The sequence below is a fragment of the Sphingomonas sp. PP-CE-1G-424 genome, from assembly GCF_004341085.1.
Lineage (GTDB): Bacteria > Pseudomonadota > Alphaproteobacteria > Sphingomonadales > Sphingomonadaceae > Sphingomonas.
Genome location: NZ_SLXW01000009.1, coordinates 67,643 through 84,983, shown reverse-complemented (window position 1 = coordinate 84,983; position 17,341 = coordinate 67,643). Strand labels below are relative to the sequence as shown.

Annotated in this window: 17 protein-coding genes and 2 pseudogenes; 10 read left to right on the top strand and 9 right to left on the bottom strand. The window is 61.8% G+C overall.

The features are described from left to right. The first annotated feature begins 101 nt into the window (after positions 1 to 101). On the top strand, positions 102 to 1,127 hold the full coding sequence (locus C8J43_RS19420; protein ID WP_133032268.1) for a serine hydrolase domain-containing protein: 1,026 nt from the start codon (positions 102 to 104) through the stop codon (positions 1,125 to 1,127). A gap of 233 nt (positions 1,128 to 1,360) precedes the next feature. Then, on the top strand, positions 1,361 to 1,798 hold the full coding sequence (locus C8J43_RS19415) for a hypothetical protein (protein WP_133032267.1): 438 nt from the start codon (positions 1,361 to 1,363) through the stop codon (positions 1,796 to 1,798). Between the two features lie 547 nt (positions 1,799 to 2,345). Here the strand turns inward: C8J43_RS19415 and C8J43_RS19410 are convergent. After that, complete coding sequence (locus C8J43_RS19410) at positions 2,346 to 2,897, bottom strand: VOC family protein (protein WP_133032266.1); 552 nt, start codon at positions 2,895 to 2,897, stop codon at positions 2,346 to 2,348. A 594-nt stretch (positions 2,898 to 3,491) separates the two neighbouring features. Between C8J43_RS19410 and C8J43_RS19405 the strand changes: the two genes are divergently transcribed. After that, on the top strand, positions 3,492 to 5,189 hold the full coding sequence (locus tag C8J43_RS19405; protein WP_165899697.1) for a methyl-accepting chemotaxis protein: 1,698 nt from the start codon (positions 3,492 to 3,494) through the stop codon (positions 5,187 to 5,189). 335 nt (positions 5,190 to 5,524) lie between these two features. Here C8J43_RS19405 and C8J43_RS22040 read toward each other — a convergent pair whose 3' ends face one another. From C8J43_RS22040 to C8J43_RS22440, 3 genes are all read right to left on the bottom strand, one after another. Then, a complete protein-coding gene (locus C8J43_RS22040) occupies positions 5,525 to 5,686 on the bottom strand; it encodes a hypothetical protein (protein WP_165899696.1) in 162 nt (53 codons plus the stop codon). Positions 5,687 to 5,859: 173 nt separating this feature from the next. After that, positions 5,860 to 6,135 (bottom strand): hypothetical protein, encoded by a 276-nt coding sequence (locus tag C8J43_RS19400; protein ID WP_133032264.1) that lies wholly within the window; start codon positions 6,133 to 6,135, stop codon positions 5,860 to 5,862. Between the two features lie 317 nt (positions 6,136 to 6,452). After that, positions 6,453 to 8,075, bottom strand: coding sequence for a hypothetical protein (locus C8J43_RS22440; RefSeq protein ID WP_243645689.1), 1,623 nt, complete (start codon positions 8,073 to 8,075; stop codon positions 6,453 to 6,455). 176 nt (positions 8,076 to 8,251) lie between these two features. Between C8J43_RS22440 and C8J43_RS19390 the strand changes: the two genes are divergently transcribed. Both C8J43_RS19390 and C8J43_RS19385 read left to right on the top strand, forming a co-directional pair. Further along, entirely contained in the window at positions 8,252 to 9,004 is a 753-nt protein-coding gene (locus C8J43_RS19390; protein ID WP_133032263.1) for a LytTR family DNA-binding domain-containing protein, read from the top strand. Positions 9,005 to 9,172: 168 nt separating this feature from the next. Next, positions 9,173 to 10,246, top strand: a complete 1,074-nt coding sequence (locus C8J43_RS19385) for an alpha/beta fold hydrolase (protein WP_133032262.1) — start codon at positions 9,173 to 9,175, stop codon at positions 10,244 to 10,246. A gap of 445 nt (positions 10,247 to 10,691) precedes the next feature. Here the strand turns inward: C8J43_RS19385 and C8J43_RS19380 are convergent, their stop codons facing one another. Both C8J43_RS19380 and C8J43_RS19375 read right to left on the bottom strand, forming a co-directional pair. Next, positions 10,692 to 10,997, bottom strand: a complete 306-nt coding sequence (locus C8J43_RS19380; protein WP_133032261.1) for a transcriptional regulator — start codon at positions 10,995 to 10,997, stop codon at positions 10,692 to 10,694. Continuing rightward, the gene (locus tag C8J43_RS19375; RefSeq protein ID WP_133032260.1) at positions 10,987 to 11,478 is read right to left on the bottom strand and encodes a hypothetical protein; all 492 of its coding nucleotides are present in this window, start codon (positions 11,476 to 11,478) and stop codon (positions 10,987 to 10,989) included. The genes C8J43_RS19380 and C8J43_RS19375 overlap by 11 nt, the downstream gene beginning before the upstream one ends. A 75-nt stretch (positions 11,479 to 11,553) precedes the next feature. Between C8J43_RS19375 and C8J43_RS22215 the strand changes: the two genes are divergently transcribed. Further along, positions 11,554 to 12,315, top strand: a complete 762-nt coding sequence (locus C8J43_RS22215) for a CPBP family intramembrane glutamic endopeptidase (RefSeq protein WP_207893456.1) — start codon at positions 11,554 to 11,556, stop codon at positions 12,313 to 12,315. Positions 12,316 to 12,716: 401 nt separating this feature from the next. Here C8J43_RS22215 and C8J43_RS19365 read toward each other — a convergent pair. Together C8J43_RS19365 and C8J43_RS22035 are read right to left on the bottom strand one after the other, a co-directional pair. After that, a pseudogene (locus tag C8J43_RS19365) lies at positions 12,717 to 13,194 on the bottom strand (carbonic anhydrase). 155 nt (positions 13,195 to 13,349) lie between these two features. Then, positions 13,350 to 13,523, bottom strand: a complete 174-nt coding sequence (locus C8J43_RS22035; protein WP_165899695.1) for a hypothetical protein — start codon at positions 13,521 to 13,523, stop codon at positions 13,350 to 13,352. 44 nt (positions 13,524 to 13,567) lie between these two features. On the opposite strand from C8J43_RS22035, the gene C8J43_RS19360 reads away from it, so the two are divergent. The 4 genes and pseudogenes from C8J43_RS19360 (at position 13,568) to C8J43_RS19345 (ending at position 15,870) form a co-directional block, all read left to right on the top strand. Next, positions 13,568 to 13,810, top strand: coding sequence for a DUF1428 family protein (locus tag C8J43_RS19360; protein WP_133032259.1), 243 nt, complete (start codon positions 13,568 to 13,570; stop codon positions 13,808 to 13,810). Beyond that, positions 13,807 to 14,553 (top strand): annotated as a pseudogene (locus tag C8J43_RS22635) (VOC family protein); the annotation flags it as partial. The gene C8J43_RS19360 and the pseudogene C8J43_RS22635, both read left to right, overlap by 4 nt. A 49-nt stretch (positions 14,554 to 14,602) precedes the next feature. Continuing rightward, the gene (locus C8J43_RS22430; RefSeq protein WP_133032258.1) at positions 14,603 to 15,088 is read left to right on the top strand and encodes a VOC family protein; all 486 of its coding nucleotides are present in this window, start codon (positions 14,603 to 14,605) and stop codon (positions 15,086 to 15,088) included. A 125-nt stretch (positions 15,089 to 15,213) separates the two neighbouring features. Continuing rightward, a complete protein-coding gene (locus tag C8J43_RS19345; protein ID WP_133032257.1) occupies positions 15,214 to 15,870 on the top strand; it encodes an NAD(P)H-binding protein in 657 nt (218 codons plus the stop codon). 10 nt (positions 15,871 to 15,880) lie between these two features. Here the strand turns inward: C8J43_RS19345 and C8J43_RS19340 are convergent, their stop codons facing one another. Beyond that, the gene (locus tag C8J43_RS19340; RefSeq protein ID WP_133032256.1) at positions 15,881 to 17,341 is read right to left on the bottom strand and encodes a CHAD domain-containing protein; all 1,461 of its coding nucleotides are present in this window, start codon (positions 17,339 to 17,341) and stop codon (positions 15,881 to 15,883) included.

The window sequence follows — 17,341 nt, the reverse complement described above, 5'->3', positions numbered from 1 at the left end:
CGACACCCGCGCGGTGGAGGCGGCTGCGGAATGTTGCGCAGATGCAAGACGACGATCCGATAGCGCCGTAGGCAGCCCGCACCGCTGCCCGGAGACATGACATGACCTTCACCGCCATCCGCTTCGCTGTCCTGCTCGGCGCTCTTTGCAGCACGCCTTCCCTGGCGCGAACCGATGCCGCGCTGAACGCGGTTCTGGCGCGCTGGGACCAGGATCCGCATCCCGACCTGGGCGGTGTCGTCGTCATGCGCGGCGGACGCATTGTCGCCGAACGCTATTACAATGGCGAGCGTGCGGATACGCTTCACGACGTCCGGTCGGCGGGAAAAAGCGTGACCGCGTTGCTGATGGGAATCGCGATCGATCACCACAAGCTGCGCGGCATCGATGACCGCGTCGCAGACCATTGGCCGGCGGCACGGGGCAGCGCGATCGGCGATGTCGCCATCGCGGACGTGCTGACGATGCGCTCGGGGCTAGCGGCGTTCGATGAGGATCCTGCGTCTCCAGGTAACGAAGACAGGCTCGACGCAGCGGCCGATCCGCTCGCGTTTCTGCTGAAGGTGCCGCGCGCTGACCCACCGGGCTCACGCTACCGCTACAATTCGGCGACCGCGTACACGGCCGGTATTTTGATAGCGAAAGCCACGGGGCAAACGATGGCGGACTTCGCGCGAAAGTCACTCTTCACGCCGCTGGACATCCGCGACTGGAACTGGGCGTCGGACGCGGCGGGATACACCAAAGGACAGGGCAACCTCTCTCTAACGACACGCGCGTTCGCCACGATCGGAGAAATGGTGCGCGGTGCGGGTCAATATCGCGGCCGCCGGATCGTCAGTGCCCGCTGGATACACGAGGCACTAACGCCGAAAGTTACGATTTCGACCAGCGACCCTTACGCCGACGGCTACGGCTATTTCTGGTATTCCAAGGTTCAGCAGGTCGATGGCAAGCCCGTTCCTGTGTCGTTCGCCTCGGGAAATGGCGGCAACAAGATCTACGTCATTCAAAGTCGCCACCTTGTCATCGCGATCACATCGAGCGCCTACGGGCACGGGTATGGCCAACGACGGTCACAAGATATCCTACGAGCCCTACTGGCAGCCGACGGAGGGAAACTGTGACCGTCGCCCCTATCGCGTTCAACCGCTGATAACGCATGCCCCCGGCGGGCCGGCAGCTTCGACCCACAAGCAGACGCTCACGCCTCATCCCTCGCGTCCCAACTTCGGACGCTGGTTCATCTTTGCAAATAACCGATTTTCAAGTCCGCCTATCCGCTCGCGAATATCGTGATGGGAAAGGAAAGCGGACATAATCTGTGGACGCCAGCAATATGTTCTGGTGAAAGTAGCGGGTGCGCTATTTCCTTGATGCTGAGTTCAACGGTTTTGGAGGCGGATTGATCGCTATCGCTGCCGTGCCGGAGGGCGATGAGGTCGCGCCTTTCTATGAGGCCGTTGAATGTCCTGAACCCAATCCGTGGGTCACCGCCAACGTCTTGCCGGTCCTGCATACAAAGCAGAGGCCGCTCGCCGAGGTTGCGCATATGTTCAGTTCCTACCTCGCGGCTGACACCGACCCAGTGCTCATCGCAGATTGGCCCGAGGATATTGGTCACGCTGTCGCACTCCTCACCAATGGGCGCGGCGGACGGCTAGTAGGGCGCGCCGTCCGATTTGAGATACTCGGCACCAGTGATTTTGCATCAGAAAGCCGAAGCGAAGTTCCGCACAACGCCTATTACGATGCCGTAGCTTTGCGTGATTGGGTGGTCTCAAATGAGCACTGCTAGATGTCCGCTAATGGGCGTTAGCGGAATGGCCGAGATGGAGAGTTTATCGGACATTCCGCTGTCGCAAAGCCTGTATGGCGACTGACATCAGACAGAGCGCGTAACCCCCGATTGTTAGCAGCAGCACCAGGAACGGCGGTATAAGCGCGAGCCCCAAGCCGGGTGGTCCCTCGCCGTCATCATACGCGGCGAAGAATACGATTTGAGCGAGTCCGAACATCGCGCGACGACCGAGGGAACGAACAGCAGATGCATCACCATCCCCAAGATCGCCGCCTACCAATCTTCCATAAAGTACGAGCTATTGCCGGCGGGACCAGAACCATTCCTAGCCATGCCGCCATGCCCAATAGGAGGTAGCCGTCCACATTCATCAGAGAGGTTTCTCACGCCTGATCGATGTCCGCAATTGGGCGGCAGCGGAATGACCCAGATGGGAAGGAAACCGGACCGGCTGCTCCGGGAGGGCGGGTGGCGATAGCCGACATTGGGCAGTTGCCGGCTTTCCCGAAAAGGATGGTGAAGAGGGAAAACTTCCGCAGGCTCATTAACGGGCCGGCGGCTGCATAAGCTCTATCGTGATATGATCGGGGCCTGAAACGTATGCTACCAACGTACCCTTCCGGGGACCACCCGCGATCGGTAGCGGACTACCCTTGGCCTTCCATCCTGCTGCCTCGACGCGGGCAATAGCGGCATGAATATCCTTTACGGCCAGCGCCAGGTGGGCCGCCCCGATCGATCCCGCGCTGGAAGGCACCGACCCGTTCTGGTGCCCTCTTGAATATTGCAACAGTTCGACAACGTAGCCGTCTGGTGCTCTGACGATCGCCGTTTTCACACTCGGATCATCGACACCTGTAACCTGATGCAGGAAGTCGCCCCCCATCTCCGATTGCCGCTCAAGCGTGAAACCGAGCGCTCCCGTCCAAAACCGAACGGCTTCGTCCAAAGACGATACAGCGAAACCCGTGTGGTCCACGGCAATTACGTTCGCGGCGTCGTTCATTGCTGGACTCTCACTGGGCCGTGCTTGCGCTGTCTGGGCCTGCGCCCCGGCTGCAACCGACGCCAGCAGCGTGGCGAACATGATCTTCATAGTGCTTCTTTAACACTTTTGGGCTCTTCTCGAATAGGAACGTCTGGCGGGAATCTTGCCGCCTCGATCGCGTTGACGGACGCATGCGGGTTTCGCGTTCCCGAAATCTGTTCCCACTGCTCTTTCCCGAAATGGCCAATCGGAGACCGAGAAACGGGAAAGATCGCGCTTAACGAATGGCCGTTATTGGGAGCCCGGATCGCCAGCCTGAACGTCCCGGGTGTGGGCGTAAGCGGACGCACTGCGATATGGTTCAATTCTGATTTAGTTGGCCGGATCTCTTAGGCTGTCTGGGGTATCACGGGGGTACATCGCGACATATAACCCCAGAAAGCGCGCGTTTTCGCGGGGCAGAGGTGATTGCGGCGGAGGGGTTATCCGCTGCAGCCGGCATCGCCAATGTCCGGTTTGAAGAACGGTAGGATTGATGTCACCAATTTTAGCGATGGCCTGGACAAGGCGGATCTGAAGGACCTGCTACTGCGGCTTGTCGTAAGGCGAAAGTGTCATACAGGGTTAAGATGCGCGCCGTAGCGCCCCCATATGACAAATCGATCGTTAAGGCTGTGGTCCCAGAGTATGGTCGTCCGACTGATGGTACCAGTCGCCATCATGTTGGGGCTCGTGATCCTTTTGGGTCTCATCGGCCTCGGTACCCGCAACCGTGTTCAGACTGCGCGCGATGCCGCGAATGCCGGCCAGATAGTGCGGATCCACCTGATAGAGGCACGGTCGCTCAGCCGATCGCTCCAACGCGACGCACTCAACCTGTTGCTCGAACGAGATCCTCGCGAACTTGCGATCATCCACGGGAAGTTCGCAAAACGGTCGCTTCAGATGCGGGCGCAGCTCGCCCAACTGGTTCGCAACCCCGGAACGGGATTGAACGCGCAGAGCCCCTACATACGCAGTCAGACGACCGTCCTCCGTGAGCTGGCAGTCGTGGCCGGTGCTGCCACGAAGGATCGCCAGGACCTGGCATGGGGCGTTTTTCGCAATGACGTCCGCCCTAACGAGCGCATGGCGTCGAAGATTGCCGATACGCTTATCGCCGGGCAGGAAATCGAGGTTGAGGGCCTGTTCCGCAACGCCCGCGATCTGGAGCGGCAAGAGGTCGGCATCAGTATCGTAGCAAGCATCGTCCTTTTCTCGCTGGCCGCATACGGCACGGTGCTGATCGTCCAAAAGACCATCGTCCGTCCTTTGCTGGACATCGAACGCACCTTGGCGGTGATCGCCGGGGGCAATGCTGAAGGCCGCACACCGCACGGAGAACGCGGCGATGAGATCGGCCGCATGTCACGAGCGATCGAAGTGTTCCGCACCTCGGTCATTGAGCGCGGGCTGCTTGAAGCGAATATCGGTCGTCAACGGTTGGCAGAGGCACAGCGCGAAAACCAGATCAAGGCCGCGCAGCGTACGGCCCAGGGCGCGGAGGCGGAGCGTGACCGTATCGTCAGGCAGGCTGCAACCACATTGGAAGGCGAGATAGCGGACGTCCTTGCCGAACTGCGCGGCGCGGCCAGCCAATTATCGACGACCTCGGGCGAACTCGAGGACCACTCGACCGCCGCGACACGCGAATTGGATAGTGTCGGCGTCGCCGTGCGGAGAGCTGTGGACGGCGCGACTGATATTGCCGCAGCGACAACCCAATTCATGAACGCGATCGAACAATCGAGCCAGAGTACGCGCCTGTCTGCCGATCTGAGTGCGCAGGCGGCGGACTGCGCCGTGCGGCTTGCGAAGGATATGACGGACGTTCAGGATGAGGCTCGTGCGATTGGGGCGATCGTCGGTTTGATTACGGGCATAGCTGCACGCACCAAATTACTGGCGCTAAACGCAAGTATGGAAGCGGCGCGCGTCGGCGAGGCTGGGAAAGGGTTCGCTGTCGTTGCCGACGCAGTGAAGTCGTTGGCGGCGCAAACCGCGGAAGCTACCGGTGCGATTGCCGACCAGATAGCAGGCGTGCAACGCGGTACCGGGGCAGCTTATACCGGCCTGCTGCATATCCGCGCGATGGTCCAGGATATGGCTGGAGGAATAGAAGATCTCGCTTCGAGCATCGGCGAACAGGCGCAGAGCGGCCAAGTCATCAGCCGGAACGTCGATGGTACCGCGACAGACCTGGACCTGATCGGGCGTCTGGTGGCAGATGTATCCGTCGCGACACAAAGCACGACGGGGATGGCCACGAGGGTCCGGATGGACTCACGGTTGGTCGAAGACGGCGCATCGGCAATTGACGCCGCCCTGTCCCGGTTCTTCGCTCAGTTACACGTTTCTTGATCCTACGTGCGGTTGCCCCGGAGCATCGGACCGACGCGGCTCAGTAGACCGCTGCCTTGTAGCGTGAGGACCGCGGATCGCATTGCTAACGATGCGGTCGGGAGCCGACGGGGAGAGTTCGCCCTAGGGAAACGCCGATCGATTGCGAGCCCCTTCACGCCACATCCGAGCAGCGACGTTATCGATGTCATCGGCGGTCGGGGGCCGCCCCGTCGAAACGCAATCGACTATTCGATCGGCGACGAGCGAACTAGCGCTAAAACATCTGACAAAATCTCTTAATTCACGCGCTTCCCGTCGTTGCCTTTGATGTCGTCAGAATGACAGGTGTTAGTTCAATGCACGCCCACCAGTACCAAGCGCGCCCCTTCGGCGTCGCGCTTGGAAGCAAAAATCACATCCAGCCAGCGGCAATGCTGATCGGAGTATATATCCCAGCAATTGACGCGGCCGGGTTCGAAACGACGCGCGACAATCAGCGCATGGTCGCATTTCATCCTTGCCTATTAGCCCCGCACGCAACTTTTGTCAGCAGTGTGTGGGCCAGTTACAATCCAAAGGGTGCCGTGATGCGGAGCCTATGACCTTTGACGGCAGCAAAGATGCTGCCGGAATAGTTCCACGCTACCCGAACAAGCGACGTTTTCGGCTACCTCGGCCGCGTGAACGCCTATTCGGCCAGAACCAAGAGCGCGCCTTCGGCACGGTACTTTTCTCCTAGCGTCGCATAGACTGCCGCTTGATCTAAATGGCTTCGCCGCTCGCCAGCGGTTTTGGCGCGCGCTGCGACAGCTAGCTCAATCTCTGTCAGGAGCTCGTAATTGATGTTGTGGGACACAGCAGGTTCCATCGTTCGCGCCGGGTTGGTAGCGCTGTAGCCACGATCAAATTGATAAGAAGATGCGGGTCCGAGATCGTTTTTGCATCCATATTGAATGTAGGGCATCCGCGCCGCCTGGGCCGAGAATCACGCAATGTACCCATCAATCACGAAGCGTCTCGTCAGAGCTGGATATTCGCGGCGGTGCCTGTGAACGGCTGGGTTTGGTCGAGACTTGCCGCGCGCTTTCCCGCGATCGGACCCACAAGCGGACGCTCAGAGCATCGGTTCAGCCCCCAACTCCGGCCGCTTGTTCATGTCCACGATCAGAGTGAGGTTGGGACGGCGAGCCCCTCCCTCTGCCCCCCGGGACTTTCTCAAAAGGTATCGAATTTCGAGAACCGCTGGCGTTCTCAAAACCCTGTGCCGCAGGGACGGAAAGGTTATTCTAGGCCCGCGCACTCCCCCCCTAACCGTTGCCCACCCTGTGGTGAGCTATAGCCGATCTCCCTTCCATCCTGCTTGGCGATCAAATATTTCAGGCGCCGATCCACGCTTGACCCTGCGTCGATCACCCAAGCCTCCACCCGTCCTGTCGGCGTCTTCACCACTTCGGTTCCCGTAACGGCGACCGTGAATGCACCTAGGCCACGGTCATACTGATAGAAGGGCAGTGTAAAGCTCTTCCCAATAGCCAGCGGCATCGCGGCGAAGGTCGGGCCGAAAAGGTTGCCGTCCCAAACGGGACTCGTGAAAGCCTGATCGACCGCCACGCGGTTGCGTTGCCGATCTGACTTGTACCCCGTGACACGATCGGAGCCGTAGGACAGTTCGGCGTGGGGTTTGCCGTCGCGCGTCGTCGTCAGGCTGATCGGTCGCAAGGTGCGCGCATCAAGCGCGAAAGCGTCGCGCATATCGAACCGGCCATTGGCGAGACGCTGATGTACCACGATCCGCCAGATCGGCCGGCCTTCCAGCTTGTCCGTGCGAACAGATTGCCACGTCGAACCGATCACGGGGGAGCCTTCGGCCGATGATCCTACGATGGCGTAACAGGCTGCATAGGGCCTAAACCGCGTACCATCGAGTGTCGCCGCCAAGCCCGGCCGGTTCAGTTTCTGCGCGAAGAACCGTACCACCTCCGTGTCGAAGCGGGCATGAAACATCGTGCGGTCGAAATCCGGCGCACTGCCGCATAGCTGCGGCATCGTCGCGGGTTCGGCACACGGGGCAAGGAAGTCGAAATGCCCCGCGCCGGAAACGGCATGGAAATCAGGCCTGATCGGTAGTGCTGCGCGAACCGCATCCGCATAGAAGGGAGCCGGCAAAATCTGATCGTTATCGGCACGCCAAAGTTGCACGGGGATGCGGACCTTTTCCAGTCCCGCACGGTCGAAAGTAAAGCCTATTGCCGGTGCGGCGACGACGATCGCCTTGATGCGCGGGTCCGTCATCGGCGGCCACGCGGTCGACAGCGTTCGAGGCTGCGACCTGAGGAGCGTACATACGAAGAAGGCGGGATGCTTCGCGCAGTGATCGGCAAAGCGGGTCATGTCCGGCTTCCCTCCGGCAGCCGCCAGAACCGTGAATCCACCTGCTGAAAAACCGAAGGCTCCTATGCGGTCGGGATCGATGGCAGCGCCCCCCGGCCAAGCCTGCAACATGTACGAGATGGCGGCACTTAGCGCGATCGGACGCCCCTCTATCCGCGTCGCTCGGCTGTTGTCGCGCCAGTTGTCGCCGGGGTGGGTGAGCGCGGCGACGATGAAGTCAGCGCGAGCGAGCGCTACGGCGGTATCAACATGACCGGCGAAATCGCCTCCGGTGCCATGTGAGATGACGACCAGGGGGTGCTTGCCACCCGGCACAAGCGCATCGGGCACCACATCTTGGGCGTAGAGGCCGAGCCGCTGGTGAACAGGCGTGCCAGTCGCCGGATACCAGATACCCACTTCGATGCCCTCCGCTGTAACCTGGCGCTCAAAGCCGACCTGCACGGACTGGGCTTCGGCCGCAGGAGTGGTAGCGGCGAGGAACAGTGCGGCAATGGCGAGGCGCAATGACATAATGAACTCCGTAATGGCGTGCGCCTCGATGACGCGGCACAAACTCTTGCGGAAGCTGTCTATTCGCGAGTGGGCGAACGGGTACGTCAGTCGGCAAACGGGTTTCGTTCGCTAACGTGATCGCGGTAGAAGGTAGAGTGACCCACCCGCCTTCCCTCGTTCTTGATCGCAGCCGAATGGCGACGCCCGTCATCCGCTGGGCTGGCTTAGCTGTCGCCATCGGCGCTCTCTTGGCGATCCTTGGACCGTTCGGCAGCTATTTGAACGGTGGCCCGGTCCGGCTGCTCGCCTACTGGATCGGCGCAATGTTGCTTGGACTTGGGCTCTACGGCGCGGCATTCAGGATCGTCGGCATATGGACCACCATCGGTTCGCGAACCTGGTGGCTCGCCCTGATCGGGGCGACATTGCTCGCCAGCATACCCGAAGCCTTGGCAACGCGTGTGGCAGCGTTCTGGCTATGGCCCGAGCTGGCGCGGCTCGACCTCTCACTCCCGCGCTGGTTCGCGCAGACGGCGACGATCGGGGTGATTGCGATGGCAGGTGTCGGCTTCGTCCTGCGTCGCTCCGCGCCTGTATCACATGACGATCCTGTCTCGCCGCCCCCGGTCGATCCGATCGCCACGCCGCTGGGCGGGGAGGTGCTGGCATTGCAAATGGAGGATCATTACGTCCGCGTGCATCGCCCCGCCGGTTCCGAGCTGATCCTTATGCCTCTCAGCCGTGCGATCGAGGCGGTCGAGGCAGATGGGTTACGCACGCATCGCTCGTGGTGGGTTGCGGCGCATGCGGTTGCAGCCGTTGAAGGAGACGCCCGCTCGATGCGTCTGCGGCTGTCCAACGGCATGGTCGCACCTGTCGCGCGATCGGCTGTGACGCGCCTCAAGGCGGCTGGATGGATCAGGGACACTGATGGCTGTGTCGCGTAGAGCGTATGGGGCGATCGGCTATCTGGAAAACGATGGTGAAAAGAGAAATTTTGGCGTGAGCCGGAAGAATGCCCCAGTCTGGCAATTTTCATTCGACGAACTATGCCGGCAGTGCGGCATAAGCGACGGATACGACCGTAAGTGCTCGTTCACACAGGGGAACGATAGATGAAGCACCTCGGCGTCTGCATTGCATGCCGTCTCTTGATCGCGTCGATAACGGTTGCGGCAATTCCTGCCTGCGCGGAGCCGGCCCCTGCCTGCGCAGTGTCGGGGCATTCCGTCGATGAAGCCGGCTTGGTTCGGATCGGCGGGATCGCGCAATGGGTTACGGCTGAGGGACGAAATCGCAGTAATCCGGTCGTCCTGATCGTTCATGGCGGTCCGGGCAATTCGAATACCCCCTTCGCACGCAATCTGTTCGGTTCGTGGACGAAGAACTTCACCGTGGTCCAGTGGGACCAGCGAGGTTCGGGCAAGACCTATGCGGCCAGCAAGCCGGGAGAAGACGAAGCCCTCACCCTGGAAGGCCTGACGCGCGATGGTATCGAGGTGGCCCGCTACGCCGCCGCCCGCTTCGGCAAGCGCCGGGTGATCATTATGGGCCGGTCATGGGGATCGGCGCTGGCGACGAGCATGGCCCTTGCCGCGCCCGACCTGTTCGACGCCTATGTCGGCACGGCTCAACTCGTCAACTATCAGGCCGACCTAAGTGCCAGCTACCGGCTTGCGCTTGCGTTGGCTCGAAGGGATGCCGACACGAATGTCCTCGCCGGATTGGAAAAAATAGGGCCACCGCCCTGGACTGACCCGCGTGCGTTTGGAGTATTAAGACGTATCACGCGCAAGTTTGAGGCGAAGATGACCGAGCCGGCCCCGGAGGGCTGGTTTTCCGTCGCACCCGGCTACGACGCACCCGCTTATCGTCAGGCTTACGAGGCAGGCGAGGATTATTCGTTCCTGCAGTTCGTCGGCATGAAGGGCGACGGCATGGGGCCGAAGATTAATCTGCCCAAGCTCGGCACGCGCTTCGCAATGCCGGTCTATATGCTCCAGGGCGAACAGGATCTGGTTACGCCGATCGCCGTGAGCCGCGCCTATTTCAACACGATCTCGGCACCACGGAAGCAATTCATCCAACTTCCCCGTACAGGGCACGCCCCCAATCCGACCATGATTACGGCACAGCTCGAAGTGCTGAACCGGATCAGAGTCAACACGCTGAAGGCCGCTAGGCGGTAGCACTCTTCAGGCAACGTCGGCGTGTGCAGGCCGAGTGGTGCCATGAATGTCGCTCCTTTCCCGAAAACGAACCCGTATTGCGAATGCGTCCGCGGCAATTACATCGATGAAGACCTTGAGACCTGCTTTTTCAAATCCGTTCCCGATCGCGCTTTCCGAAATTACGGAAAGAGGACGGAGTTATGGGAATGTTCAGCGTTCCCAGGAAGCGTGGTTTGGGAGGGGCGCACGGGACCCAGAACCGGACGTTCACGCCCCTTCCCTCGCTTCCCAACTTCGGACGCGGTTTCATCTTTGCGAGTCAACGATTTTCAAGCCCGGCTATCCGCTCGTGAATGTCGTCACGGAGAAGGTTAGCGGCACGGCGGCTTTCTAGCGTTGACCCGACGATCAAGCCATTCCTACACCAGTCGCGCAACCCCGGCCTGACGCCTTGCGCTTCCGGTCAAGCACCGTAAGGCGCCCGTCCGGACGCAAGTGCCTGCAACGCGGCGACATGGCCCTTGAAAGCCTTTCGCCCCGCCGTGGTGGCGACGATCCAGGTTCGTTGCCGGGTGTTCACCGTCGCCTTTCGCAACTCGATGTACCCGGCATCGCCGAGTTGGGCGAGGTGCTTGGACAGCACCGAGTCGCTGACACCAAGGACGTCGCGGGCAATCCCGAACTCCATCTCGGTCACATCGGCCAACAGCGCCATGAGTTGCAGCCGCGCCGGGGGGTGGATCAGCGGATCAAGCAACTCAACGCCCATGCGGCGCTCCATCCAGCTCCTGCCGGTACACTCGCTCCCACACGATGCTAATGATTGTAGCGAACACCACTATGCCGCTCCCGATCGCGACCGGCGCCCACGTTAGGCCATAGCGTTTCTTCAGGACGATTGCGCCCACCAGCGCAGCCATCCCGACCAGCAGCATCGCAAACGTCACCCATCGCGTGCGCCCGGACCGATACCCGCTGACGAAGAACCCGTCCCGCCGCCGATCGCGAGCCACGACCATCGCGGTGGCTGCCATGCAAGCGGCCGCCACGATCACAGGCCATGGACCGGGCAGTGCATAACCGGCAATCAGCCCGCCAAGCAGCAGCCCGACTGCGGCGTGGCGGGCGAAGGACCATTTCGCCCGCTCCGCCAACGCCTCGCGCGCCGTCCGCATCATCTCTAGCGATCGCGCGCCCTCCACTTGGTCCATGTACCATTCTCCTGCGAGCCGTCCGATCGTTTTCTTCATCAGCAACTTACGATTTGACAATCTGGAAAGCAACAGTCATTTTCCAATATGGAAACTGACATGGCAGGAACGAACATGCTGCTTACATCGGCTTGGATCGCGGTCACGCTCGTCGGGGGGGCGTGGTGGGTGCGGCGCGATATTACCGCGTACGCACGGTTCCAGACGCAATCCGACACGATGGCGCGACAGACTCTCTATCGCCGATGGCTGATCGAGAGCTTCGTGGTTCTCGTAGGTGCAAGCTTAGTCAGCCTTTGGCTGGCGCACGCGCTATGGCCCTTTGACGGATTCCCCTCGGCGTTCGCACCGGCGAGCCGGTTGCTAGCTTCCGGTAAGAAGATCTCCAGCGATAAATGGCTGTCGATCGCGATCGGCCTTTTCTTCGGTATCGTCCTATCGGCCGCCATCCAGTGGCGGCGGCTTAAAAGAAGCCTTTCGCCGCAAGCGAGCCCGGACCATGCGCTCATTCCCCGCAACCGTCGCGAAGCCATGCTAGCGCTGTTGCTCAGCCTCAATGCCGGTTTCGGCGAGGAGCTGTTCTTCCGGCTGGCGCTTCCGCTGCTGCTCTTTCAAGTCACGGGCTCGCTCGCTGTCTCGTTTGCATTCTCGGTTTTGGCCTTCGGTCTGGCGCATGCGCATTATGGCTGGAAGGGAGTGCTCGCCACCACGGCCGGAGGCGCACTGTTGACGGTTTACTACCTCCATCACGGATCGCTGCTGCGGGTCATGATCGCGCACGCGGTTATCGATATAGTTGCCTTCTTCATTCGCCCTGCGATCGCAGACTGGTTTATCTCGCGTAAAGCGCCGCGTTGGGCCGTCGCAGACTCGTAAGAAGATCGGCGTCTCCTTAACCCTGCAAACAGGGCGAATTGTGCCTCCCTCTCTTAAGGTCAGGCCGCCTGAGCGAATGACAGGTTTTGGGCCTTAACCCCGCGCGTTTGAACGTCCGAAAGTGAGCGGAACTGCCCGGCAGCGCGGGGCTGATAGGACCCACAATTGGACGCTCACGCCCCTTTCCTCGCTTCCCAACCTCGGACGCTGGTTCATCTTTGCAATGACCGTTTTGACTGCCGGCTTCCCCCGGCAAGGGTAGTCAGGTGGTGAAAGCGAATATGTCCCGTTTATAATGAATAATATGTCGGGATTTTATATTTCACGGCATTACCGTTCGAGACACCAATCCTTTCGTCTAAAGGCGCGGCGTAATCGAGCGACTAGAGCGACACAGATGGTTAGACGAGCACCTTGTCCGGCCGGCCGATCTCTTCGATCACCATGTCTGCCGCGATTTCCATAAGCGGTTTTATGTGTCCGTCGCGCATATCATAAACCCATCCATGCAGTGCCAACTCCTGCCCACTTGAAAACGCTTTCTGCACTGTCTTGGTCCGCGCGAGCCGCACCAACTGATCGCGGACGTTAACCTCGGCGAACCGATTGACCTTCGCTTCATCGGTGGGCTGCGCATTGATCTCATCCCGGTGATCGTGCAGGACATCGCGGGCCGTCTCCAGCCACTCATCGACTGGCCCTTCCGTACCGCCGTAGAGCGTGCCCTTGATCCCGCCGCAGCCGTGATGACCACAGACGATGACATGCCTCACCCTCAGCATCGACCACATATTGCAGTACCGACATCAGGTTGAGGTCATGATCGTTGACCAAGTTCGCGATGTTGCGGTGGATGAATATGCCGCCAGGCTGCGTCATCGTCATCTGTTCGGGACTTACGCGACTGTCGGAACAGCCGATCCATAGGAATTCCGGTTTCTGACCAACGGTCTGACGCCTGAAAAATTCCGGGTTCTCGTCGGTCAATTCGGCCGACCACGCCTTGTTGGCAAGCAAGAGCTGTTTGTAGCGTCTCATGTGTAAAGAACCTCGCTCGACGGCGCATTGATCTGCGCGGCGCGTTTGCCGGCGATGTCGCCGCGAAGGGTAACTTTAATGCTGCGATACTCGGCGCCCTTTATAAAGGCGTTGATGATGTCGACGTTGTCGAGATCGACATAGCTGGTCGAGGACAGATCGGTCAGCACCTGCGAGTTGTCCGGCTGCCTTCCTCGAGAACGGCGCGCTCCGCGTGGTCGAGACCTGGGGCAACGACGTTCCCGCGGGCGAGAAGACGGACTATGCCCGCGCGGCGCATGCCATTGGTGACGAGGTCGTCGTCTATTCCTGGGTGGAGTGGCCGGACAAGGCGACTCGTGACGCCGGCATGCCGAAGGTCATGGCGGACGCGGGGATGCAGACCCCGCCCGCCAACCTGCCGTTCGACGGCAAGCGCATGATCTATGGCGGCTTCACCACGATCCTGGATGCATGAGGAGACGGCCGATGCAAAATCCCGACGGCACCCCGATCTGGTTCGAACTCAACACCGCCGATGAGGCCAAAGCGCGGCACTTCTACGGCGCCACGATCGGCTGGACGATCGCGCGCTCGCCCATGCCCGAGCATGGCGCCTATCTGATCGCCAGCGCCCCCGATGGCGCGGCAATCGCAGGCATCGCGACACCGCCGCCGAACGCGCCGTCGCTTCCCGACTGGTCGATCTATTTCGGGGCGAGCGACGTCGACGCGACCGCGGCGCAGGTCAGGGAACTGGGCGGCTCGATCCAGGTCGAGCCGATGGACATCCCTGGCATCGGCCGCTTCGCGATCGCTACGGACCCGCAGCATGTCAGCTTCATGCTGATGACGGGCGCGAGCCCGAACCCGTCGTCCGCGTTCCTCCAAGACCCGCACCACGGCCACGGCGTGTGGATCGAACTCGCCACTCCCGACCCCGACGGCGCGCTCGCCTTCTACGGCACGCTGTTCGGGTGGACCAAGGAAGGCGCGATGCCGATGGGGCCGATGGGTGAATATGTCTTCCTGGGCAGCGGCGAGACCCGTCCCGGCGCGGTCATGTCGAGCGAAACCACCGGCGCCCCTGCACGCTGGAACTGGTACGCCTATGTCCACGATATCGACGTCGCGATCGCTACCGCGACGGGCCTTGGTGGCGTGCTCCTGCAGGGCCCCGACCAGATTCCCGGCGGCGACTATTCGGCGAACGTCAGCGACCCGGCAGGCGCGCAATCGGCATGGTCGGCCCGCGGATCGGCGATGCGGCATGACCAAGATCGCCCCCTGTGTATGGTACGATGGCACGGCCGAGGACGCGGCGACGTTCTACGCCGCGACCTTCCCCGACAGTCGCGTCGATGCGGTCCACCGCGCGCCGGGCGATTTTCCGAACGGCCGCCTCGGTGACGTACTCACCGTCGAGTTCACGGTGTGCGGCATGGCGTTCCTCGGCCTCAACGGCGGTCCTCAGTTCCCGCAGACCCAAGCCGTGTCGTTCCTGGTCTATACCGACGACCAGGCGGAGACCGACCGTTACTGGAATGCGATCGTCGACAATGGCGGCGCCGAGAGCGCGTGCGGCTGGTGCAAGGATCGTTGGGGCGTGAACTGGCAGATCACGCCGCGCGTCCTGATCGAAGCGATCGGCAGTACCGACACCGCGATCGCCGCGCGCGCGTTCGCAGCCATGATGACGATGCACAAGATCGACATCGCCGCGATCGAGGCTGCCGTCGCCGCAGGCACTGCGTAACTGGTGCCAGGATAGGCACCAACCACACCGACGCCATCGCCCTGCCGAAGCAGACCCCCGGAAGATTGTCGCAAGGACCGGTCACCGGTATCGGGGTTGGGTTCGAATCCTACGCAGGAGCCGTAATGGCCAAGGTTTTCATCATCGGCGCGGCCGGCAAGGTCGGCTCGCGGCTCGCCAAGCTTCTCGCGGCGGGTGGGCACACCATCCTGGCACTGCATCGCAAACCGGAACAGGCCGATACGCTGGCCACCGCCGGTGCCACGCCGGTCCTCGGCGATCTCACCGCACTCGACGCGGATGCGCTGGCCGCGTTGATCGGCGTTGCCGACACGGTCGTCTTTGCGGCAGGCGCGGGCGGCGCGGGCATCGACGTGACGAACGCTATCGACGGGCGTGGTCTCGAGACCGCCGTCGCTGCGGCCCGGCAGGCCGGAGTCGCGCGGCTCGTGCTCGTGTCGGCGTTCCCCGACGCCCTGCGGGACGGCGATCGCAACGAAGGGTTCGAGAATTACAGTCGGGTCAAGAAGCTGGCGGACGCGCATCTCGTCGCCAGCGGGCTGGACTATGTGATCCTGCGGCCTGGCACACTCAGCGACGATGCCGGGACTGGCCGCATCCGGGCGGATCTGGCGATCCCGTACGGCACCGTCTCGCGCGACGACGTTGCCGCGACGCTGGCAGCAATCGTCGAACGGCCCGACCTCGGCCGGATCATCATCGAACTCACCAAGGGCGATCAGCCGATCGGCACGACGCTCGATCGTCTGGCCGGGTGCTGATCCCCCGCCCCTAGCTCCAGAACGTCTTGCGATCGAGGAGGTCGTCATACGCCTCGGCCGCGGCATCGATGATCTTCGATTTCTTGCGATGCGCCAGCAGGCTCTTAGCACCCGGATCGTCGCGCAGGCCTAGCCGGTCCAGAACCGTCGGCGCCGTCGCCATATCGTTCAGCGCGCCGAGCTGATCCTGCAGCTTTTCCAGTGACCCTACGAACTTTGCGTAGCGACGCGAGCGCTTCTTGTTTGGAAAAAGGGAGCCGAGAAACTCCGTGCCATAGCGGAGCCGCTTGGCGGTCTTTCGGACTTCATGCCGCTCCTCGTCCGCCAGTGACTGAAGCGACCGACCACGTTTGCTGACGCGACGACGTAGCGCGCGCAGCGTCTCCGCCGCGAAGTGCCGCGCCGGCGCATCCCGTGCATCGCGCGTCGATTGCGCGGTGCGCCATGCACCACATGCCAACCACTCCGTCAGATCGAGCACCAGCGCACGAACCCGGTCCGATCCCAGCGCGTTGTCGACTTCGACGTAGGCAGCGTCGCGGGCTTGGTTGAGCCCCTCGAACAGCAAGCCACCGGGCTTCGCCTTCGCCAGCAACACGTCCAGGTCGCGCGCTTCGCCCAGTACCGAGCCGAGCCAGCGCAGCTCGCTTTGGAAGTCCGGTATCTCGTCGCCATCGAGCAGCGGCTTGAAGATCGAAAAGGCGGACCGCAGCCGACGTAACGACACGCGCGCCTGATGAAGCGCTTCCGCGTCGGCCTGCGTAAGGAGGATAGTCTCGTTGAGGCGATATTGACGTATGCACGAGCCGGCGACCGCCTCAAAAGCGTCCGCCGCGGATGCGGTCCGGGTCAGCGCGACCCGCTCCGCCTTGAACGCCCTGGATGCGGGACGAAGCAGGTCATAGCCACGCTCGGACTTGGTGACGACACCCAGACGGACGGGAAATTGAGCCGCCAGCGCTTTGGCAAGCGTGAACAACGCTGCAGGCTCTCCCCGCTTCAACTCCAGCTCGAGTTCGCAGACTGGCGACTGGCGGTCACCCGCAGCAACGTGACCGCGGTCCAACACCAGTTCGATCGAAGCCTCGCTGTTGTCGATCGTCCATGTCAGGCGCTCGACCGCGACGGTCAAGATCGGCGCGATGGTGCCGGCCTCGTCGCCCAGCAGAGCCGGGATAGGTGTCCGGTCATCGACGACCGGCGTCGCATCGGCCACCTCCATTTCCCATTCGGATCGCGCGAAGAGACCCGTCGCCGCCGCGTCCGCGGCCTTGATCGTCTGCGTCCGCGTGTCGCCGGACTGCCGGATTCGCAACGAGACGCCGCCTCGGGAGAGCGCGAGATCGGGCGTGTCGAAATACACCGCCTGCATCTGCCGCATGCTCGTCGACCCGCCGACCAGATCGGACCTGACAAAGGCATCGGCCGTGGCGATGTCCAATACCAGCTTCAGCTCGACTTCCTTCGACAC